The organism is Bradyrhizobium sp. AZCC 1610 (assembly GCF_036924515.1).
Classification (GTDB): Bacteria; Pseudomonadota; Alphaproteobacteria; order Rhizobiales; family Xanthobacteraceae; genus Bradyrhizobium.
This window is the reverse complement of record NZ_JAZHRR010000001.1, coordinates 7,539,701-7,562,027: the sequence shown is the minus strand read 5'-3', so window position 1 is coordinate 7,562,027 and position 22,327 is coordinate 7,539,701. Positions and strand designations below refer to the sequence as shown.

The following is a 22,327-nucleotide window of genomic DNA, read 5'->3' as shown; positions in this document are numbered from 1 at the left end:
TGATTTGCCCGACAAGCAAGTTGAGTGGGCAATCTGATCTTCCTAGTCTGCAGCGAGTGCTTCCAGCCGAACCTCCCTCTGACTAACCGTTGCCGACATCTTGCCAATCAGCTAAGTGACGCTTGTTTCATCTGGGCTCGATTTTGAAGCCGGACTCGTCGATTGCCGGGAACGCATTGTGGAGACAGACTGGCAATGCCAGCAAACGTTTTAAGCTTACCAAGTTGCCCGTTTTGTTCGATTGATCCAAGTCGCATCGCTTTCTCAAACGACCTCGTGACCGCAATCTGGGATGGTTTTCCCGCGAGTCCGGGTCACCTTCTCATCATTACCCGACGTCATGTGGCAACTTGGCCGGATCTAACCTCAGCCGAGAGGGCTGCCATTTGGTTAGCGATCGATCAGGGTCAGGGGATCATCTCTGAGCGATTCCGCCCAGATGGTTTCAACGTCGGCTTCAATCAAGCCACGGCCGCCGGTCAAACGGTCTTCCATTTTCATTTGCACATTATCCCGCGCTATGCCGGCGATGTAGCCGACCCTCGCGGTGGGGTGCGGCATGTGATTCCGGACAAAGCTAATTACCTTGCTGTCCACGAAACTCGTTCTGGAATTGCCATCTCCCAAAAGCTCGTGAAAGGCGGCACCGACCCTTTGTTGCCGCATCTACTACTCCACCTCGATGGGTCAACTATCTGCGATATTGCCGTCGCCTTTCTGCTCGACAGCGGCGCACGGATGATCGTCGCGCATCTTCGAGACTTTTTGGCGCGGGGAGGCAAAGCGCGGATTCTCGTCGGAGACTACCTCAACGTCACAGAGCCCGCGGCGCTAAGACGTCTCAACGACCTTACTGGTGACTTCACAGTCAGGGTCTTCGAAGCGCGGGATCGAGGTTTCCACCTAAAAACCTATATATTTCAGACCGACGTCGAAGGCATCGCCTTTGTCGGAAGCTCAAACATATCAGCCCCGGCGCTAACCGATTCCATCGAATGGAACTACCAGGTGGTCTCTCGCGATGAGCGAGCCGGATTCTCGGAAATCACAGCCGGATTCGAAAGTATCTTCAATTCGTATTCGGCCGTCTCTGCCAATGAAGCTTGGATACGCCGATACGAAGCGCAACGGACGTCTCCAGATTGGCGCGGAGCAGGAATTACTGAAGAAGCGCCCGCTCCTATGGCGATCCCGCACGCTATCCAGCAAGACGCGCTTAAGGCACTCGAAGACACTCGCCAAGAGGGCTTCTCCGCAGGGCTCGTTGTTTTGGCGACGGGGCTGGGGAAGACTTGGCTTTCCGCTTTCGACAGCGACAGGTCAGAGTTCCACCGCGTTCTTTTCGTCGCTCATCGAGAAGAGATCCTGAATCAGGCGATCGACAATTTTCGGCGCGTCAGGCCGAATGCGTCCATAGGAAGAATGATTGCATCGCAGAGAGAGGCCAGCGCGGATCTGCTTTTTGCCTCAGTGCAGACGCTAGGCCGCATAGAAAACCTAAGTGAATTCGCGCCTACGTCTTTTGACTATATCGTCATCGACGAGTTTCATCACGCCGCAGCCACGACCTATCGGCGGATAATTGATTATTTCCAACCAAAATTCTTACTCGGACTGACAGCGACGCCAGAGCGGATGGACGGTGGTGACCTGCTAGCACTGTGCCAAGAGAATGTCGTGTTTGAGGCCTCAGTACCCGATGGCGTTTCTGCTGGCCTACTCTGCGCTTTCCAGTATTTTGGCGTACCGGATGTGGTCGATTACGCCAATATTCCGTGGCGGAACGCGCGCTTTGACCCAACGGAGCTTACAGCGGCAGTTGCCACCGAGGCGCGCGCTCAAAACGCTCTTGAGCAATTGCGCAAGCACGGCGCGAAGCGGTGCATTGCGTTCTGTTGCTCGCAACGGCATGCCAACTTCATGGCGGAGTTCTTCAACGCTCGTGGCGTGCGCTCGGTTGCTGTTCATGCCGGCAATGAGAGTGCCCCCAGAACTACCTCGCTTCAGCAACTAGCAGGCGGCGAGATTGATGTTATCTTCTCAGTGGACATTTTTAACGAAGGGGTCGACGTTCCAAATATCGATACCGTTCTGATGCTGCGCCCCACCGAATCCACGGTGATCTGGATGCAGCAATTTGGCCGAGGTCTACGCAGAGCACCCGATAAGTCAGTTCTGAAAGTTATCGACTACATAGGAAATCACCGCTCCTTTCTCATGAAATTGCGTTCGGTTGCGGCTCTAGCTAACCGAAATGCAAACAGCCTCGGCGCCCTTAGGAGCATTCTCGATGAGATCGTTTCAGAAAAGTTGGATCTGCCGGAGGGATGTTCCGTTACTTACGAACTTGAAAGTATAGAGATTCTCGAAAGGCTATTGAAGCCAGCTCGGCCCGAAGCTGCACTCGAAGCGTTCTACAGAGACTTCGTCGAGCGTCACGGCGTCCGCCCAACCGCCGTTGAGGCTTTTCACGAAGGCTATAATCCGCGCAGCAACAGCGAACGTTCTTGGCTCGGATTCGTCTCTCGCATGAATGGGCTTGGCGAGGCCGAATCTACCGCCTTGTCCAAATCCCGCGCTTTTCTGGAGAGCATTGAGAAGACTGAGGTCTCACGTAGCTACAAGATCGTTTTGTTGCTTGCCATGATTTCAGGAGAGAAAATACCTGGCGACATTGGAATTGACGACCTAGTAGAAGGAGTTGCCAAGCTAGCCGGTCGATACCTGAAAATCCGAGACGACTTCTCTGTCGACATAGACGATGCGAAAGTCTTGGGCCGCTTACTCATTGAAAATCCGATCCGTGCTTTTGTGGATGGACACGGAACAGACAACGTCTCTTTCTTCCGCTTCGAAGGGAATCGCTTGTCCACCACCTTCGAGACTGGGGAGGCCGAGCTTTTTCGAGACCTTCTACGTGAGGTCTTAGACTGGCGGCTTGCGCAGTATCTGAGTCGACAAGTCTCAGGCAACACAACTGGCGATATTGTCTGCCGAGTATCCCGTGCTGGCGATGGTCCGACCTTGCTCTTTCAGGCTGCCGCTGCGGCTCTTCACCTGGAGCAAGGACGCGCTCCTATCCAAATAGACGAAGAAGCATACGAGGCCTTGATCGCAAAGAAAGGTATCGACGTCGTCCGAAAGCTGGATGATGAGACGAACCGGTTGCCGGATATTCTCCATCGTTGGTTTGGGGATGACGCTGGACTGCCAGGACGAGGCGAACGAGTAAGATTGAGGCGCGGCCCATCGGGCCTTGAAATGGAAGCGCTACGAATCCCGGTTTCTCAAAGACTGCAGGTTTGGGAACGTTATTCACGCGAAGCTATAGCGCCGGCATTTGGTCTCGCCTTTAGTCCAGCGATTTGGAACGCTGGTTTCGTCGTCCAAGACCCGGAGATCTTCCTTCTGGTCACCCTTGCCAAAGAAGACATGAACGAAAGTCATCGATACGTCGACCATTTTGTATCCGACCGAGAGTTCGCCTGGCAAAGTCAGAATCGGACAAAGCAAGACTCGAAGCATGGGCAGCTTCTCCGTAATCACGGTGTGCGGGGACAGCGAATTCATCTTTTCGTTCGACCAACCAAGAAGACGGGCTCAAAGCCAACGCCCTTCGTTTATTGCGGAGAGGTCGATTTCATCTCATGGGAAGGTGAGGCGCCAATCTCCATAAGATGGCAATTGCGGACACCCGTACCGGCCAACCTTCAAGGTGTGCTTAGCGTACCATCATCGTGAGAGACACCTGGGAAAATTGGAATACTCGATGGCTCGGGCCTGTGGCAGATGCTGCGGCCCGAAGACCGCTGACTTTCAGGCGCATACTGCTCGACCAGACCCGGCTTATTCCCCTATCCCAACCCCGCCCGTCTAAACCCCTCCACGTAATGCGCCTTGTCCGCCTCGTGCTCGAACGGCAGTTCGCTGGCCAGCCAGGCGAGCGTGATGTTGGGCTGGGCGCGGCGGAGTTCCTCCAGCGCGGCTTTGGCGGCGTCAGTGCCGCAGGCCATGCCCAATGAGGCCGTCAGCACGCGGTGGGCGCCGACAAAGTCGGTGCGCTGCCGCAGCGCCTCGCGCGACAGGCGGATCGCCTCCGCGTAATTGCGGCCGACATACTGGCAATAGGCGGCGACGCCGCAATAGATCGCGGCAAAGGGATCGCGGGGTGAGAATTTCAGCGCCTCGCGCGCGGCGCGATCGCCCTCCTCCCAGCGCCCGCGATAGGACAGCGCAACGCCATAGAGGCCGCGCGCGGGCGAGAAATTGGGATTGAGCCGCAGCGCCAGCTCGAATTCGGCGATGCAATCATCGAACCGCCGGTGGAACAGATAGACGCTGGCGAGCGCATAGTGCGCCCACGCGTCCTCACTGTCGGCCCGGATTGCCGCCAGCGCCGCACGTTCCGCCACCGGAACGGCCCTGGACATTTCCTGCCAGCCCATATGGGCGCTGAACGTATGGCATGAAGCCAGCAGGCTGAGCGCCTGGCCGTAAGCAGGATCGACACTGATCGCCTTTTCCAAAAGCGCCTGCGCGACCAGATTGTCCTGCCGCGTCACGCGCCAGTAATGCGATAGCGCGCGCATCACCAGGTCCCACGCGTCCATGTTGTCAGGCGTTTTGCGCCGGGCCCGGAAATCCTCGGCGGCGTAAAGTTGCGGCTCGATCGCCGCGACGACGGCCTGGGTGATTTCGTCCTGCACGGCGAACACGTCGGCGAGATTGCGGTCGTAGCGCTCCGCCCAGAGGTGACTGCCGGTCGCCACGTCGACGAGCTGGGCCGTGATGCGCACGTGGTCGCCGTCCTTGCGCACGCTGCCTTCGACGACGTAGCCGACGCCGAGCTCCTCGCCGATCTGCTGGTGGTGGACGGATTTTTGCTTGTAGATGAACGAGGAATTCCGCGCGATCACATAGAACCAGCGCAGCTTCGACAGCGCGGTGATGATGTCCTCGCTGATGCCTTCCGAAAAATACTCCTGCTCCGGCTCGCCAGAGAGATTGGCAAAGGGCAGCACGGCGATCGCGGTGCGATCGAGCGCCGGGAATTGCCGGTGCAGCGGTTCGGCGGCGGGGTGGCGGCGCAGGGGCGCATCGGTGCGCGCTTCGCCACCATGCGCGGCCTTCGGCTGCACGTCGCCGACGAAGCGAAAGCCTTTTCGCGGCAGGGTGCGGATCATGATTTGATCCTTGCCGCTGTCGCCGACCGCCTTGCGCGCGGCGTTGATCCGGCTCGTCAACGTGGATTCGGAGACGATGCGGCCATCCCACACTGTCTCGATCAGATCGTCCTTGGTGACGACGTGGTCGCGGTTTTCGACCAGGTGAACCAGCAGATCGAACACCTGCGGCTCGACCGCCACAGTCTCGCCGCCACGGGTCAGCTCGCGAAGGTCGACATCAAGCACATGGTTGGAAAAGTGAAATTGCACGGCTTCATCCCGGTTAAGTCATCATAGATCACTTCGTCCCGCACGCGGTCTGAGATAGAGCGAATTTCCCGGCGGGAACATGTGAGAAATCTCACAGAAAGAGACATCTCACTGAAAAATCAGGGTGGTCTCAAGGTAAAATCAGCCCGGCATCACAGTCTTTAGGTCCTGATAGGGCCATGTTTGGTTCATCGCGGCCCCCTCCCGTGGCCGCATGATCCCGATAAAAGGAGACACCGATGGCCGCTCAGAGCGCGATCGCAGCAACGCAAACTCAAGCCGATTCCGCCCCACCTGCCCCCGACCTTGCAGCCCTCAAGACGCGTCAACAGGCCGCATGGTCGTCAGGCAATTATGCCATTGTCGGCTCGACGCTGCAGATCGTCGGCGAAGAGCTCTGCGAGGCGCTCGATCTCAAGGCGGGCTCAAAGGTACTCGATGTCGCCGCCGGCAACGGCATGGCGAGCCTCGCCGCGGCACGGCGGTGGTGCGACGTCACCTCCACCGACTACGTGCCGGCGTTGCTGGAGCGCGGCCAGGCGCGCGCGGCGGCGGAAGGCATGGCAATCGAATTCAGGGAAGCCGACGCGGAAAACCTGCCGTTCGACGATAACAGTTTTGACACGGTGCTCTCCACCTTCGGCGTCATGTTCACGCCGAACCAGGACCGCGCGGCGGCCGAGCTGATGCGGGTCTGCAAGCCCAAGGGCCAGATCGGCCTGGCGAACTGGACGCCGGAAGGCTTTATCGGACAGGTCTTCAAGACGCTCGGCAAATACCTGCCGCCTCCTGCCGGCGCCAAATCGCCGGCGCTGTGGGGCACGCGCGCGCGGCTGACCGAAATGTTCGACGCCGAGGCGCGCTCGATCAAAGCGGAATCACGCCTGTTCAAGTTTCGCTATCGCTCGCCGGCGCACTTCCTCGACATCTTCAAGACCTATTACGGCCCGGTGCTGAAGGCGTTCGCCGCCCTCGAGCCGGCGAAACAGGAAGAGCTGCATAACGATCTGCATGCCCTGATCGTTCGCATGAACCGCTCCGGCGACAGCACCATGGTTGTGCCCAGCGAATATCTCGAGGTCGTCATCACCAAGCGGTGAAACGTCCGCTCCCGCAAGACCTCAGCGGAGCCATCGGCGTGGCTCCGCTGGTGGCGCCTCCATAAAAATCAGGAGCATTTCCAGGAGCATTTCAATGACCAATGTGATTCCAATCTCGCGTGCAGAGCGCGAAAAGGCTTGCGTCGTGGCGCTGCATTGCTCGCTGGGCTCCGGCCGCCAATGGAAGACGCTCGCCGATGAACTCGGGCGCGAGCATCCATTCTTCGCCCCTGACATCTCGGGCTATGGCACCAATAGCTGCTGCGCGGCGGATCTGCCGCTGACGCTCGCGGAGGAAGTTCGATGCCTGAGCGGCCAGCTCAACGACGCGGAGGGCCCGATCCATCTCGTCGGCCATTCCTACGGCGGCGCGATTGCGTTCAAGATTGCGACCTGCTCGGCGTTCGCGCACCGTGTGCGCAGCCTGACGCTGATCGAGCCGGTGCTGCCGACGCTGCTGTGCGAGAGCGATGCGGACCGGCGGCTTTACACGCGTTTCGCGCAGGTCGCACGTGACGTTTCCGAGGACCTCTGGAACGGATCGGCGCTCGAGGCGATCGACATGTTCGTCGAATTCTGGAACGGATCCGGTCCGCAGGATCCGCTGCCGGCCAGCGCACGCCTGCGCATGATCGAGTGCGCTGACAAGCTTGCGTTCGATTTCACGGCGGCGTTCGCCGAAGAGAGTGTCGCGATCGCGGCGGCCTCACTTCGCGTTCCGACGCTGCTGTTTTCAGGCGGGCTGTCGCCCTATCTCACCCAACGCATCGTGCAGCGGCTCGGCGCGATCATGGACGGCGCGGAAATCCGGCATTTGCCGGCCGCCGGCCATATGCTCCCGCTCACCCATGCCTCGTCAGTCAATCCCGCGATCGTGCGGCACATCGCCCGCGCGGACGAACTGGCCGGCGTTCCGCTGGCGGGAGAGGCAGCGCCGGCAGAGGCCGTCAGCATGGCGGAGGGGTGAGATTCTTGGCGCTTGGCTCCGCTATCGGCCTTCTGGTATCGGTTAAGACCGAAACCGGGAACGAAATGCCGATGACCATCCTCCGCGCGCGCGACCTTACGCCGAAACTCACTGCCTTGATTGCCGCGGGCCTGCTCTGCCTTTCCACCTCCGCCACGCTCGCCGCCGAGGACCCCGACTCCGCCGCCCCAAAGGGCGCCGCCGTCACCGTTCTCAAAGCCGCGAAATTCTGTTTCGCCAATATCGTCGAGGTGTCCGGCAACATCATTGCGCGCGAGGAGACGCAAGTCCGGCCCGAGCGGATGGGGCTGAAGGTCGCCGAGGTGATGGTGGATGCGGGCGACAGCGTTACCGCGGGGCAGGTGCTGGCGCGGCTGACCCTGCCCGAAGGCGGGCAGATCACGGTGCAGGCGCCGGTGGCAGGCGTCATCTCGGCCTCGACGGCTTCCGTCGGCGCGATGGCTTCGGCTAAGGGCGAAGCGCTGTTCTCGATCATCGCGCGCAGCGAGTTCGACCTGGTCGGCATGGTGCCGACGCGCGATATCCAAAAGCTTCAGGTCAACCAGACCGCGCGGATCAAGGTGATCGGCGCCGGCGAGGTCGACGGGCGGGTGCGGCGGCTGTCGACCACCGTCGAGCCGAACAGCCAGCTCGCGCAGGTGTTCATCGGCGTCACCACCAACCGCCGCCTGCTCGTCAATTCGTCCGGCCGCGCGCAGATCAGGACCGGGCAGAGCTGCGGCGTCTCGGTGCCGCTCACCGCCATCCTCTATGGCACCGCCGGCACCGTGGTGCAGGTGGTGCGGCGCGCGCGCGTCGAAACGCGGCGGGTGGAGACGGGATTGATGTCGGCCGGCCAGGTCGAGATCACCTCGGGGATCCAGGAGGGCGACATCGTGGTGGCGCGCGCAGGCGCGCTGCTCCGCGAAGGCGATCCGGTGCGGGCGGTGACGGCGAGCGCGGATACGAAGTAGGCGTTGGCTACAATTCCGCTGTCGCCCCTGCGAACGCAGTCCCTGCGTTCCGCAGGGGACGACGGTGGGGAAAGGTCTCGCCCTACCCGCCGATACGGACATCTTCCAGCAGCGACGACGACACCTGCGGCACCTGCTCGCCGTCGGAGGCGCGGGAGATGGAGATGCGGGTCTTGTTGAAGGCGCTTGCCGCGCCGGACTGCGAATTCAAATTGTTCAAGAGCTCGGTCACCAGCACGCTGTACTGACCCTTGCCGTCATCGGCCACCTTGCCCGGCGTCGCCGAGGTCAGGATCAGCGCGTTTTCCGGCGCGGAGATCGGGGCCAGCCCATGGGAATAGGAGCGGAAGCGGCGCTCATAGGGATTGCGGCGGGAGGCGTCGACGACGACGAGCTTGGCCTTGGCGCCCTTCTCGGTCATCGCGTCCAGCACTTGCTCAATGCTGACGCCGTCGCGGCGGACGTCGGCTTCCTTCCAGATCGCGGCATCGACCGGGATCATGAAACTCTCGCGGCCGACCTGGACGCCATAGCCGCCGAAGAACAGCATCGCCACGGTGTCCGGCTTGATCTTGGCCTTCAGGCGGACAATGGCGCGAGCCATGTCGTCCTTGGTGGCGTCCTCGACCACGTCGACGTCAAAACCCTTGGCGCGCAGGGCTGCGGTGAGGCCGCGGGCATCGTTGATGGGCTGGGCGAGCGGCGCCGACGCATCCGGGTAATGGCCGTTGCCGATCACGAGCGCAACGCGGCTGGCTGACGTGCCGATCGAGCCGGTCTGCTCGGTTCCGATCGCCTTGGCGGCATCGAGCGAGCGCTTGTTCAACGCCGCATGGGCGCCGATCGCCAGCGACACCAGGCCTACGAAGGCAACGGCAATGGTGAGGCTGCGGCGGGAGATGCGGAGCTGACCGAGGTTCATTGCGTTACCATTCCCAAGTTTGTCCAAAGGGCACCAAACAAGACCGCGCCAGTTAGTCGCGTGAGGACCGTTCAGGTTTGAAGGGGTTGCAGGGTGTGTGCCGTCCAATTGCGCGCAATTTGCGGCACCGCAACAACCGGGCTTTTAGCCTGCCAGGCCCTCCCGAACAACCTCATTTGGCGCATGGAGCCAGATGCCGGACATACTGGCGGAAGGTTAATTCCAGTTAAGTGATCTACATCACATTGTGTTTTTTACGGATTTGTATAGTTTTCAAGGGCTTGCAGGCCCGATCCGGCCGGCGGTGGCCGCCTTAAGCAATATGCCATGCTTAATGCGGCCCTCCCTTCACCGTTCCGGCGGAAAGAAACTGCATGGGCCTCCACACCATCGCCGGCGCCGCATTTCGGGCGCTGACCGCGCGGAAAGACGGCCCGTCGCTGTACGACGTCTGCGATCCCGTGCTGCTGAGATACCGCGGCGGCGACCCCCATCTCGGCAAGTTCTATCGGACCGCGCTCGGCAATCCGGCGTTGCGGCCGCTGCTGCGGCGGACCGGGCTGCCCGCGCTGCGGGACGAGAAGCGGCTCGGCGCCTTGCAGGAGGCGCTCCGGCAGGCGCGCGACGAGGCCGAGCCGGACTGGGCCGCGGTCGGCGCCCCGATCGCCGAGCTGATGGCCGATATCGACCTGCACCATCCCTCCCCGCAGCCGGTGGCGGCGGCGGGCCCGGCGCCCGGCCTCGCCGAGATCGATCGGGTCATCCGCCGCTGCGGCGCCCATCTCTTGGGCTCGTTTGCCAAAAACGGCTTCATCCCGACCTATGCGGCCTTCAACCTGATCGGCGACCCCGACATGGGCGGGCGCGAAATGCTGATGGCGCTGACGGGGCTGAACTCGCGTGGCTACAAGAACTCGACACTGCTGTTCAGCCTGGCGCGGATCTTCATCGCGCATTCGCCGGCCCGCGCACTGATCAACCCGCCCTGGACGGGGATCGCCGAGCCGATGTGGGAGCCGATGCAGATCCGCCACCGCTCGGCCTATTACGACGCCTTCTTCACCGAGGCGCTGCTGAGCTATGTCGAGACCGGGCTGGCGTCTGCGGACGAGGCCGCGGCGTCGCGGCGCGCCATTTCGGAGATGGTGGATTTCTGCCTGAAGACCTCAGCCGAGGAAGTGTCCTCGCATGACGGCTCGACGGTGCGCGTGATTACCGCGCTGGCACCGCTGCCGCATCCGCGCTTCTCGCGCTTCTTCGCCCAGATCAAGCAGGACCTCGGCTTCGGAATCTACGTGCCTGACTGTGACACCACCGCGTGCTCGTTCTCGGCGGCTACCCAAGCCGGTTCGACCGATCCGATCCTCGACCAGCCGCTGCTGGACTTCTACCGCGGCTACCAGGTGCGCGAGGGCGCCAACGAGCCGCGCGTCACCGTGCCGCTCAACGACAACATCGATTACGAGGGCGGCGTCGTTACCTGGATCGACAATCTCGCGGGCGACCGACCCTACGGCAACGACCTCGACCCGACGCTCAATCTCGATATTCTCGAAGTCTCTTTCCGTAACCTTTCGCGCTGGAAGATCCTGGAGACGCCTTCGCGGCTGGAGACGGTGCATCGCATCCTGGGCTTCCAGCGGCGTCTGGTCGAAAGCGGCGCGTTCAGAAATCCGCGCTCGCACATCTATTATCTGCCGGAACTCTACTCCGCCTATTTCGGCCGCTGCCATGCCGCGTTCATGGCGTTGCCATCAGCGGCGCGGCAGGCGATCGATCCGGACGGCACGTTCGATTTCATCCGTGGCAAAGTGCTGGCCTATGTCGAGCATGAGCTGATCGCCCGCGAGATGAACCCGTTCGACGCCGCGCTGGCGCTGATGGCGCTGGCACATCTCGGCGCCGACGTTGCGACCTTCGCGCCGGCGCTTAACTGCATCATAGCCCAGCTCGGCGAAGGCGGCAGACACGGGCCGTACAAGGCCTATGAGTGGAACAAGATGAAGACGCCGACACGGATTCTGGTCGGCGGACCCGAGGTGACGTCGGCGTTTGTGCTGATGGGGCTTTCGCTGGCGAGAGGGGCGATGGTGAAGGGTGGACGGAAAGCCGTAGCCCGGATGCAGCGAAGCGAAATCCGGGACAGTTTCGCGAGCGGACGCAGTTTCCCCGGATTGCGCTTCGCTGCATCCGGGCTACGATTCCGCAATGACGGGAAGTTGAAAGCGATGCGACGCTACGGCTCTGGCAAGGCGGCCCCATTGTCCGCACTATCCGCATCCATTTTGCTGCCGGGACTACCGATGAATTTACGGAGATTGCTGTCCGCCCTTTTGCTTCTGTCACTCCCCGCCATGGCGCAGGCGGCCGACATCACCGGCGTCCCGAAAATCCGCGAAGGCGATCAGCTCCAGATCGGCAACCACCGCATCCGTTTGGGCGGCATCGACGCGCCGGCGGTCGATCAGCTCTGCCTCAATACCAAGGGCGAGCGCTGGGCCTGCGGCGCCGCCGCGCGCGACGAACTGATCAAACGCTTCGGGGGAAAGAGCTGGAGCTGTCATACCAGGGCCGTCACCGACCGCCGCGGCCGCACGGTGGCGCGCTGCGAGGCCGACGGCGAGGACATCCAGAAATGGCTGGTGTCGAACGGCTGGGCGCTGGCGCAGACGCGGCTCTCGCGCGACTACGAGGGCGACGAGAAGGCTGCGCGCGAGGCCAAGGCCGGGATGTGGCAGGGCGCGTTCATCGCGCCGTGGGACTGGCGCGTCCGCAACAAGAAGACCGCCATTCTCGGCGCCATCACCCCGCCGGAGAATGCCAGGGCGATCCTGTTGGCGTCGGCATCCGGATCGATGGCGCCCTCGCCCGACTGTACCATCAAGGGCAACGTCAACCGGTCCGGCGAATGCATCTATCACCAGCCGACGAGCCGCTGGTATGCGAAGATCGAGATGAAGATCTCAAAGGGCACGCGCTGGTTCTGCTCGGTCGAGGAAGCCGAAGCCGCCGGCTGCCGCGAGACGAGGCGGTAGCACCACAGCTCAGACGTGCTACCCTTTGGGGGCCTGACATCGCGGAGCGCTGGATGTGACCGACACCGATGGCGCGCAATCCCCGGTCAAACCGAAGCGTTCGCTGTGGAAGCGCGCGGCCTGGATCCTGCTGCTCGTTGTCATCGTCTACGGCGCCGTCGCCTATCTGATACTGCCGTTTTTCTGGACCCATTACGAGCATCAGCGCGGGCTCGCCGACATGCCGATGGTGACGCGGACCGGTCAAGGTATTCCCGGCGATCCCATGAATGTCGGGCTGATCGGTTACATCGGCGACATAGTCTGCGCAATGCACGCGGCCGGTTGGTATCCCGCCGACCGGATCACGCTGAAATCCTCGATCGAGATCGTCGGCAGCGTGCTGCTGGATCGTCCCTACAAGGACGCGCCGGTCAGCAATCTCTATTATCTCGGCCGCCGCGAGGATCTCGCCTATGAAAAGCCGATCGGGACCAGCGCCGACCGGCGCAACCATGTGCGCTACTGGAAGGTGCTGGAAAGCGGCGCAGAGAAGCGACCGGTCTGGCTCGGGGCGGCGACCGAGGATCGCGGCGTCGGTATCAGCAAATACACTGCAGCCGTCACGCACCACATCAGTCCCGATCTCGACGCCGAGCGCGCGCTTCTTGCGACTGATCTGGAAAACGCCGGCATGATCGAGGCGAAATATCAGATCACCGGCATCGGGCCGACGATCGCGGGCCACAATGGCGGCGGCGACCTCTATTACACCGACGGCGAAATCTGGGTGCTGCGGCTGGTCGAGGCCTGCAGAAAGCGCGAGGGACCTGCGGTGACAATCCCGAGCCCGCCGGCGACCGAATTGAAGGATCAGATCTGGCGCGCGATCGCCAATGCGGTGGGGAAATAGCTTGCGCGGTTTGCCGTCATTGTGAAGAGCAATGAGAACAATTTGATCTGTTTTTGCAGCTCTGGATTGCTTCGCTGCGCTCGCAATGACGGTCGCGATCGAATATTATCCCGACCGAACCTCACGCGTCTCGATTCCGCGTACTTGCCCATAAGGAAAACCAACAAATGACCGTTCGCGCGGGCCGGGAATTTCTGGCCATCCCCGGACCCACCACCATGCCCGACGAAGTGCTGCAGGCGATGCATCGCCCGGCGCTCGATATCTATTCCGAGCAGATGCTGGAATTGACCGACAGCCTGCTTGCCGATCTGTCAAAACTGTTCGCCACCAAGGGCCAATCCTACATCTACATCGCCAACGGCCATGGCGCGTGGGAAGCCACGCTGTCCAACGTGTTGTCGCGCGGCGACAAGCTCCTGGTGCTGGAAAGCGGACGCTTTGCGATCGGCTGGGGTCAGGCCGCAGCCGCAATGGGCGTCGAGGTCGAGGTGCTCAGGGGCGACTGGCGCCGCGCGATCCGTCCCGCCGAGGTCGAGGCGCGGCTGAAACAGGACAGGGATCACAGCATCAAGGCGATCGTCGCGGTGCAGGTCGATACTGCGTCAGGCGCCTATAACGACATCGAAGCGATCGGCAAGGCAATCAAATCGACCGGCCATCCGGCGCTGTTCATGGTCGACACTGTGGCCTCGCTCGGCTGCATGCCGTTCGAGATGGACAAATGGGGCATCGACGTCGCGATGTCCGGTTCGCAGAAGGGCCTGATGACGCCGCCCGGCCTCGGCTTCGTCGCCGCCAACGACCGCGCCCGCGAGGTGCATAAGAAAGCCAATCTGCGCACGCCCTATTGGGACTGGACCGAGCGCGAAGGAGCTGAGCACTACCGCAAATATGCCGGTACCGCGCCGGTGCATTTGCTGTTCGCGCTGCGCAAGGCGATCGACATGCTACATGCCGAGGGGCTGGAGAACGCCTTTCTGCGTCATCGCCTGCTCGGCGAAGCAGTGCGCTGCGCGGTGGCGGTCTGGGGCGAAGGCCAAGTGCTCGGCTTCAACATCGCGGAGGCCAATGAGCGCTCCAACACGGTGACGACCGTGACGATGAACGGCTTTGATCCGGCCGCGCTGCAGCGTTACTGCAAGGAAAAATGCGGCGTGGTGCTGGGCACCGGAATCGGCGACCTCTCCGGCCAGGCGTTCCGCATCGCCCATATGGGCCATGTCAATGCGCCGATGGTTCTGGGCACGCTGGGCGTCATCGAGGTCGGCCTCAACGCGCTGAATATTCCCCACGGCAAGGGCGGAACCGAGGCCGCGATCGAATATCTCGGCGAGAACGTCGGGGCGTGAGCCCCGACCTGCATCTCTTGTAGGATGGGTGGAGCGAAGCGATACCCATCAATGCCGGTGCACATGGCGATGGGTATCGCTGCGCTCCACCCATCCTACGGACCGCGTCTCTCACAATGTGAAATCGTGCTGACGGCCCGCGCGCGATTGCGCACGAGGCGACGACATCGTTTCCCACTCAACTCCCTTTCCCAACCCGTTTTTGTCCGTATACTGGCATACCAAGCCGGGCGCTGATCCGTGCAAGAACAAGAGTGGGAGTGAGGCGATTGGCGTCCGTTGATTTGCGCGGCCTGACCAAGCGATTTGGCTCGCTTGCGGTGGTCGATAGCGTCTCATTGAAAATCGATCATGGACAACTGGTCTGCCTGCTCGGGCCGTCCGGATGCGGCAAGACCACGACGCTGCGGCTGCTCGCGGGTTTCCTGGAGCCTTCCGACGGCGAGATCCATGTCGGCGAGCGGCTGGTGTCGTCGAAGGCGCGCACGCTGCCGCCCGAGCAGCGCAACATGTCGATGATCTTCCAGAGCTACGCGCTGTGGCCGCACATGACGGTGACCGAAAACATCGTCTATGGCCTGCGCCTGCGCAAAATGGACCGCGACACCATTGCGAAGAAGCTGGCGGCGATTTTGGCCACGACCAAGCTCGAGGCGCTGGCGCAGCGCTACCCCGGCGAACTCTCCGGCGGGCAGCAGCAACGCGTGGCGCTGGCGCGCGCACTGATCGTCGAGCCGCAGACGCTGCTGCTCGACGAGCCGCTCTCCAATCTCGATGCCAATTTGCGCGAGGAGATGCGGTTCGAAATCCGCCGCCTGCATGACGAATATCGCTACACCACTGTCTACGTTACCCACGACCAGTCCGAGGCCATGACCACGGCCGACCTGATCGCGGTCATGAACGGCGGGCGGATCGACCAGCTCGGTACGCCCGAGGACATCTACGCGCGGCCCGAATCCGAATTCGTCGCCCGCTTCATCGGCGCCAGCAACGTCATCAAGGGCACCGCGCGCGATGCCAACCACATTTCCTTTGCGGGCGCGACGTTGAAGGTGGTCGGTGCGCCGCTCGCGGCAGACCAGGACGCCGTGGTTGCAATCCGCCAGCACGATATCGGGCTATCCACGCACGCGCCGGCTTCATCAGAGAATGCGCTCAGGGCAGTCGTCACACGGCAGGTCTATCTCGGCGTCGCGCGCGACTACATGGTCGAGGTGGCCGACGGCACCAGTTTGCGCGCCACCACGCCGACAGAAACCAACGTGCCTAAAGGCAGTGAGGTCTGGTTGACGCTGCCGCCCGAGCGCTGCCGGGCGCTCGGGCGTTAAAGAAGAAAAACATGGGAGGACGCGATGGAGCGGCGAAAACTTTCGAGACGCGACATCCTGCATGGTTCGGCGGCGCTCATCACTGGCGCCGTATTCGCCTCCCCGGTTCGCGCCCAGGCGCCGGAGCCGGTCGCGATCACGCCGGCGCTGGTGGAGGCGGCGAAGACGGAAGGCAAGCTGATCTTCTATTCTTCGATGGACCTGCCGGTCGGCGAAAAGCTCGGCAAGGCGTTCGAGGCCGCCTATCCCGGCATAACCATTCAGATCGAGCGTTCCGGCTCGGAGCGGCTGTTCCAGCGGATCGACCAGGAATTTGCGAGCAACATTCGCGCCGCCGACATCGTCAACTCCTCCGACGCCTCGCACTTCATCGTCTGGAAGAAAAACGGCTGGCTGATGCCGTTCGTGCCCGAGGATGTCGCGAAACATTTTCCGGAAAGCTATCGCGATCCCGGCGGCATGTTTGCGACCTCCCGCGTGTGGCTGTCGTCGATCGCCTACAACACCAACCTCGTCAAGCCGGAGGATGCGCCGAAGGGCTTTGCCGACCTGCTCGATCCCAAATGGGCGGGCAAGATGGTGAAGGGACACCCCGCCTATAGCGGCACCATCATGACCGCGACGTTCCAGATGGTGCGCGAACTCGGCTGGGAGTACATTGAAAAGCTCGCCAAGCAGCGCGTGATGCAGGTGCAGTCGTCGACCGATCCGCCGAAGAAGCTGTCGCTCGGCGAGCGCGCTGTGATGGCCGACGGCAACGAATACGGCATCGTGCTGCTGAAGGAAGCCGGACAGCCGGTCGAGCCGGTCTACCCTGTCGAGGGCACACCGACGATTTCGGGGCCGACCGGCATCTTCAAGACCGCACAGCATCCCAACGCCGCAAAACTGTTCCAGGTCTGGCTGCATACGCGCGAGACTCAGCAGTTCTTTTGCGATTTCACCGCGCAGCATTCCGTTCACCCGCAGGTGCAATCGAAGCCGGGACGGCGGAAGATTTCCGACATCAAGCTGATGAAGGAGGATGCGGAGGGCGTCGAGAGGATGACCGAAGAGATCAAGACGCGCTATGCGCGGCTGTTCAGGGTTTGAGGATGGATGTGGCGGCGATCTCCGTTTTGCCTCTCCCCGCAAACGCGGGGCGAGGGAGCCTGAGCGCGCTTGTGGAAATAGCATGACCACCACCACCGACACCCCAAAATCCCGCATCGACCTCACGCGCCCCATCCTGTGGCTGTTCGCCGCCTTCATGATCGTGCTGATCGTGCTACCGATGTCGTGGCTGATGCTCTACGCCTTCACGGACAAGGCACGGCATCCGACGCTGCAGAATTTCGTCACGCTGTTCACCGACCCCGCCTTTCTCGATCCGCTGCTGACGACCGCGATCATCGCCACCACCTCGGCGGTGGCCTGCTGCCTTGTCGCAGCTCCGATCGGCTGGCTGGTGTCGCGCACCGACATGCCGGGGCGGCAGACCATCCGCGCGCTGGTGACGGCTTCCTTTGTCACCCCGCCTTTCCTCGGCGCGGTCGCCTGGGAATTGCTGGCGGCGCCCAACAGTGGCCTGCTGAACCAGCTCTATCGCTATCTCACCGGCGCCGAAGATCCTCTGTTCGACATCTATTCGCTGACCGGGCTGATCTTCGTGATCTCCTGCTACACGTTTCCGTTCGTGTTCGTGCTGGTCGCCAACGCGCTCGACAACATGCCGGGCGAACTGGAGGACGCCTCCGCCATTCTCGGCGGCAAGGCGTGGACCACGGCGCGGCGGGTCACGATTCCCTTGGCGCTGCCGGCGCTGATCGCCGGCGCGCTGATCGCGTTCCTGCAGGCGATGACGCTGTTCGGATCGCCCGCGATCCTGGCGCTGCCGGCCGGCTTCCACACCATGACGACGAAAATCTGGAGCCTGTTCCAGTATCCACCAAAACTAGAATTGGCCGCAGCCGCCGCCGTGCCGCTGCTTCTGCTGACGATCCTGCTGCTGCAGGGCCAGAAATCTCTGCTCGGCCGCCGCGGCTTTTCGATCGTCGGCGGTAAATACGGCGCGCCGCGCCCGATCGAGATGAAGGGGTGGCGCTGGGCGGCGCTGGCGTTCTGCCTCGTCGTGCTGCTCAATCCGGTATTCCTGCCCTATTTAGCGCTGCTCAATGCAGCGTTTTCGCCGAACGCGACCACGCTGGTGACGCCGTCGACGGCGACCCTGCACAACATCGTGTTCGTATTCACCGAATTGTCGTCGACTCAGCTCGCGCTCAAAAACACGGTGATCCTGGGCGCATCGACGGCCACCATCGGCACGATCCTCGCGCTGGTGGTCGCTTATGTCACGACCCGCCGCGTGATCGCGAGCCACCGCATGCTCGGCTTTCTCGCCACCGCCCCGGTCGCCGTGCCCGGCATCGTGCTCGGCGTAGGATTGTTCCTGAGCTACACGCGGCCGCCCTTCGTGCTCTACGGCACGCTGTGGATCCTGCTGCTGGCATTCCTCACCATCAATCTCCCTTCGGCCTATCAGCAACTGCAGGCGGCGTTCGCGACCATTCATCCCGAGCTGGAAGACGCCAGCCGCATCCTCGGCGCGACCCGGCTGCAGGCGCTGCGCCAGATCACCGCGCCCTTGCTGCGCACCGGCGTGATCGCGACCTGGTGCTTCATCTTCATCGGTGTGATGCGCGAATTATCCGCGGCGATCGTGCTGTTCACCTCGCAGACCAAGGTGCTGTCGGTCCTGATCTACGACCTCAACGAAAGCGGAGACCTAGCCGCCATTTCGGTGCTCGGCATCGCGATGCTGGTGATTACCTTTGCGGTGGTGCTGGCGGTGAACCGGATCCCGGTGTTCGGCGGCGGCGCCGCGGCGAGGTTGAGGAATAGTTAGTTCCGGTATCCCCCGTCATTGCGAGGAGCGAAGCGACGAAGCAATCCATCTATCCCCGCGCGGAGAGGTGGATTGCTTCGCTCCGCTCGCAATGACGGGGGAGAGACCGTAGGGTGGGCGCATCTGGTAATCCGTCCATTCGCACCGATATAAGACAGAACCCCAAGACCCAACGAGGATTGAGTGACCCAGCCTTTAGCTAAAAAGCCTGCCCTGTCGCCACCTTCAGCCCCGCGCCACCCGCATACCTTCACCACGCACGGCATCACGGTGACCGACGACTATGCGTGGCTGAAGGACGCCAGGTGGCAGGAAGTGCTGCGCGATCCCTCGATCCTGGATCCGGATATCCGAAGATACCTCGAAGCGGAAAACGACTACACCGAGAGCCTGCTTGGCCATACCGCGCCCTTGCAGAAGAAGCTGGTCGCGGAGATGCGCGGGCGGATCAAGGAAGACGATTCCAGCGTGCCTGCGCCTGACGGCCCGTTTGCCTATTTGCGAAAATTCCGCGAGGGCGGGCAGCATGAAATGTTCGGCCGCACGCCGCGCGACGGCGGCGACGTCCAGATCGTGCTCGATGGCGACGCACTCGCCGCGAATCACGAATACTTCAAATTCGGCAGCGCGCGGCATTCGCATGACCACAAACTCCAGGCGTGGAGCGCCGACACCAAGGGCTCGGAATATTTCTCGATTCGCGTACGCGACTGGAGCACCGGGGCCGATCGCGACGATTTGGTCGAGGAGACCGATGGCGGTATCGTCTGGAGCAAGGATTGCAACAGCTTCTTCTACGTCAAGCTCGACGACAACCATCGTCCGATGCAGGTCTGGCGGCATCGACTTGGAACGAGGCAAGCTGACGACACGCTTGTTTATGAAGAGCAGGACTCCGGGTGGTTCACCCATCTGCATGAGAGCTCGTCGGGGCGCTTCTGCGTCATCGCCGGCGGCGACCACGAGACCTCGGAGCAAAGGCTGATCGACCTCGAACATCCCGAAGCGCCGCCGCGGCTGGTCGCGGCGCGCGAGGAAGGCGTGCAGTATTCGCTCGCCGACCGCGGCGATGAATTGTTCATTCTCACCAATGCGGACGATGCGATCGACTTCAAGGTCGTCACCGCCCCCCTCGCCGCGCCCGAACGCGCCAACTGGCGCGATCTCATTCCCTATCGGGAAGGCGTCTATGTGCTCGACGTCGAACTCTATGCCGGCCACATGGTGCGGCTGGAGCGTGCCAATGCGCTGCCTGCGATCATCATCCGTGACCTCAAGACGGGCGGAGAGCACGCCATCGCCTTCGACGAGGCCGCCTACTCGCTCGACACCATGGGCAGCTACGAATTCGAGACCACAAATTTGCGGTTCTCCTATTCGTCGATGACGACGCCGGCGGAAGTCTACGACTACGACATGGCGACGCGAGCGCGGGTGTTGCGCAAGCGGCAGGAGATTCCATCCGGCCACAACCCCGCCGACTACGTCACCACGCGGATCATGGCGACGTCGCATGACGGCGCGTTAGTGCCGGTCTCGATCCTGCACCGCAAGGACCTGGTGCGCGACGGCCAGGCGCCTCTGCTGCTCTACGGCTACGGCTCCTACGGCATGGCGATGCCGGCCTCGTTTGCGGCCAACCGGCTGTCGCTGGTCGATCGCGGTTTTGTCTATGCGATCGCGCATATCCGCGGTGGCGCCGACAAGGGCTGGGGCTGGTATCTCGACGGCAAGCGTGAGAAGAAGACGAATTCGTTCGATGATTTCGCGGCGACCGGGCGCGCACTGATCGAAGAAAAGTACACCAGCGCCAAACGCATCGTGGGCCATGGCGGCTCAGCCGGCGGCATGCTGATGGGCGCGGTCGCCAACCGATCGGGCGAACTATTCGCCGGCATCGTCGCCGAAGTGCCGTTCGTCGACGTGCTCAACACCATGCTCGACGACACGCTGCCGCTGACGCCGCCGGAATGGCCGGAATGGGGCAACCCGATCGACAGCGAAAAGGACTTTCGCACCATCCTGTCCTATTCGCCCTACGACAACCTCGCGGCGAAGGACTACCCGGCGATCCTGGCGATGGGCGGGCTGACCGATCCGCGCGTCACCTATTGGGAGCCCGCGAAATGGATCGCACGCCTGCGCGCGACCATGAGTGGCGGCGGCCCGGTGCTGCTGCGCACCAACATGGGCGCCGGCCACGGCGGCGCGTCGGGGCGCTTCAACCGGCTCGATGAGGTGGCGATTGCGTACGCGTTCGCGCTGTGGGCGGTGGGGATGGCGGGGAGAGCGGAAGCGGTTTCGTAATTCGTAGCCCGGGTGCAGCGAAGCGAAACCCGGGTCTGCTGCGCGAGCTGCCCCGGATTGCGCTGCGCTCCATCCGGGCTACGAGTTATCAGGATTCGTCGTCCCTGCGAACGCATCCGTTCGCAGGGACCATACCGCGGAATCTATCCGTATTGCTCGATGGTCGTCGACCTTCGTAACAACACAGCCCTGTGGTTATGGGTCCCGGGTCGCGCTTCGCTTGCCCGGGACGACAGTGGAGTCGGTAGCCCGGGTGCAGCGAAGCGAAACCCGGGTCTGCTGCGCGAGCTGCCCCGGATTGCGCTGCGCTCCATCCGGGCTACGGAAGGATGCGGCGCGCGCGTGCTACCGCCCGTTCTTCTTCCGCCATTCCGCAAAATCGGTCAGCGTCTGCGGGTCCGTCGCCGGATAAAGCCCCAAAATACTGCGGCCGCCGCGGACCTGCTCGGTGACGAAGTCCTCGAACGCGGTCATCTCGACCGCCTCGTCGGCGATCTCGTCGGCGAGGTGCGCGGGGATCACGATGACGCCGTCGCTGTCGCCGAGGATGACGTCGCCGGGAAACACCGGCGCGTCGCCGCAGCCGATCGGGACGTTGATCTCGATCGCCTGATGCAGCGTCAGATTGGTCGGCGCGCTCGGCCGATGGTGATAGGCGGGAAAGCCGAGAGCCGCGATTTCGGCGGAGTCGCGAAAACCGCCATCGGTGATCACGCCGGCGCAGCCGCGCTGCATCAGTCGCGTCACCAGAATGGCGCCGGCGGACGCGGCGCGGGCATCCTTGCGGCTGTCCATGACCAGCACCGCGCCAACAGGGCAATCCTCGATCGCCTTGCGCTGCGGGTGGCTGCGGTCGCGGAACACATCGATCTTGTTGAGGTCCTCACGCGCCGGCATGTAGCGCAGCGTAAAGGCCTCGCCGACCAGCACCGGCTGATCGGCACCGAGCGGGTGCACGTCCTGGATCATCTGGATGCGGAAGCCGCGCTTGAACAGCGCGGTGGCGACGGTGGCGGTGGAGACCGTCTTCAGCTTGTTGCGGGTGGCGTCGCTCAGTTTTGTCATCTTTTCTATCCGGTTATCCGTCATTCCGGGATGATGCGTCAGCACCAGGCCCGGAATGACGGT

The 22,327-nt window shown here is 62.5% G+C and carries 14 protein-coding genes and 1 pseudogene; 12 read left to right on the top strand and 3 right to left on the bottom strand.

The window, feature by feature from the left end; translation table 11 throughout:
- The first annotated feature begins 195 nt into the window (after positions 1 to 195).
- Entirely contained in the window at positions 196 to 3,741 is a 3,546-nt protein-coding gene (locus V1279_RS36975) for a DUF3427 domain-containing protein (protein WP_334445859.1), read from the top strand.
- 113 nt (positions 3,742 to 3,854) lie between these two features.
- On the opposite strand, the gene V1279_RS36970 is transcribed toward V1279_RS36975, so the two are convergent.
- The gene (locus tag V1279_RS36970) at positions 3,855 to 5,435 is read right to left on the bottom strand and encodes a winged helix-turn-helix domain-containing protein (RefSeq protein ID WP_334445857.1); all 1,581 of its coding nucleotides are present in this window, start codon (positions 5,433 to 5,435) and stop codon (positions 3,855 to 3,857) included.
- Positions 5,436 to 5,674: 239 nt separating this feature from the next.
- On the opposite strand from V1279_RS36970, the gene V1279_RS36965 reads away from it, so the two are divergent.
- The 3 genes from V1279_RS36965 to V1279_RS36955 all read left to right on the top strand — a co-directional run bounded on the left by V1279_RS36965 (position 5,675) and on the right by V1279_RS36955 (position 8,476).
- The gene (locus tag V1279_RS36965) at positions 5,675 to 6,535 is read left to right on the top strand and encodes a class I SAM-dependent methyltransferase (protein ID WP_334445855.1); all 861 of its coding nucleotides are present in this window, start codon (positions 5,675 to 5,677) and stop codon (positions 6,533 to 6,535) included.
- Between the two features lie 94 nt (positions 6,536 to 6,629).
- Complete coding sequence (locus tag V1279_RS36960; RefSeq protein ID WP_334445854.1) at positions 6,630 to 7,502, top strand: alpha/beta fold hydrolase; 873 nt, start codon at positions 6,630 to 6,632, stop codon at positions 7,500 to 7,502.
- A gap of 71 nt (positions 7,503 to 7,573) precedes the next feature.
- On the top strand, positions 7,574 to 8,476 hold the full coding sequence (locus V1279_RS36955) for an efflux RND transporter periplasmic adaptor subunit (protein WP_334445852.1): 903 nt from the start codon (positions 7,574 to 7,576) through the stop codon (positions 8,474 to 8,476).
- A gap of 82 nt (positions 8,477 to 8,558) precedes the next feature.
- Here V1279_RS36955 and V1279_RS36950 read toward each other — a convergent pair whose 3' ends face one another.
- On the bottom strand, positions 8,559 to 9,398 hold the full coding sequence (locus V1279_RS36950) for a caspase family protein (protein WP_334445850.1): 840 nt from the start codon (positions 9,396 to 9,398) through the stop codon (positions 8,559 to 8,561).
- Between the two features lie 374 nt (positions 9,399 to 9,772).
- Between V1279_RS36950 and V1279_RS36945 the strand changes: the two are divergent.
- From V1279_RS36945 to V1279_RS36910, 8 genes and pseudogenes are all read left to right on the top strand, one after another.
- Positions 9,773 to 11,497 (top strand): annotated as a pseudogene (locus tag V1279_RS36945) (hypothetical protein); the annotation flags it as partial.
- 204 nt (positions 11,498 to 11,701) lie between these two features.
- Positions 11,702 to 12,433: a thermonuclease family protein gene (locus V1279_RS36940; RefSeq protein ID WP_334446750.1), complete on the top strand. Its 732-nt coding sequence runs from the start codon at positions 11,702 to 11,704 to the stop codon at positions 12,431 to 12,433.
- 55 nt (positions 12,434 to 12,488) lie between these two features.
- Complete coding sequence (locus V1279_RS36935) at positions 12,489 to 13,325, top strand: LssY C-terminal domain-containing protein (protein ID WP_442894863.1); 837 nt, start codon at positions 12,489 to 12,491, stop codon at positions 13,323 to 13,325.
- A 167-nt stretch (positions 13,326 to 13,492) separates the two neighbouring features.
- A complete protein-coding gene (locus tag V1279_RS36930; protein ID WP_334445848.1) occupies positions 13,493 to 14,677 on the top strand; it encodes a pyridoxal-phosphate-dependent aminotransferase family protein in 1,185 nt (394 codons plus the stop codon).
- A 269-nt stretch (positions 14,678 to 14,946) separates the two neighbouring features.
- Positions 14,947 to 16,008: an ABC transporter ATP-binding protein gene (locus V1279_RS36925; protein WP_334445846.1), complete on the top strand. Its 1,062-nt coding sequence runs from the start codon at positions 14,947 to 14,949 to the stop codon at positions 16,006 to 16,008.
- A 24-nt stretch (positions 16,009 to 16,032) separates the two neighbouring features.
- Positions 16,033 to 17,100, top strand: a complete 1,068-nt coding sequence (locus V1279_RS36920; RefSeq protein ID WP_334445844.1) for an ABC transporter substrate-binding protein — start codon at positions 16,033 to 16,035, stop codon at positions 17,098 to 17,100.
- An 82-nt stretch (positions 17,101 to 17,182) separates the two neighbouring features.
- A complete protein-coding gene (locus tag V1279_RS36915) occupies positions 17,183 to 18,892 on the top strand; it encodes an ABC transporter permease (RefSeq protein ID WP_334445843.1) in 1,710 nt (569 codons plus the stop codon).
- Between the two features lie 183 nt (positions 18,893 to 19,075).
- Positions 19,076 to 21,199 carry a S9 family peptidase gene (locus V1279_RS36910; RefSeq protein ID WP_334445842.1) on the top strand — a complete coding sequence of 708 codons (2,124 nt, stop codon included), beginning with the start codon at positions 19,076 to 19,078 and terminating at the stop codon, positions 21,197 to 21,199.
- Positions 21,200 to 21,544: 345 nt separating this feature from the next.
- On the opposite strand, the gene V1279_RS36905 is transcribed toward V1279_RS36910, so the two are convergent.
- Positions 21,545 to 22,264 carry a ribonuclease activity regulator RraA gene (locus V1279_RS36905; protein WP_334445840.1) on the bottom strand — a complete coding sequence of 240 codons (720 nt, stop codon included), beginning with the start codon at positions 22,262 to 22,264 and terminating at the stop codon, positions 21,545 to 21,547.
- Positions 22,265 to 22,327 lie beyond the last annotated feature (63 nt).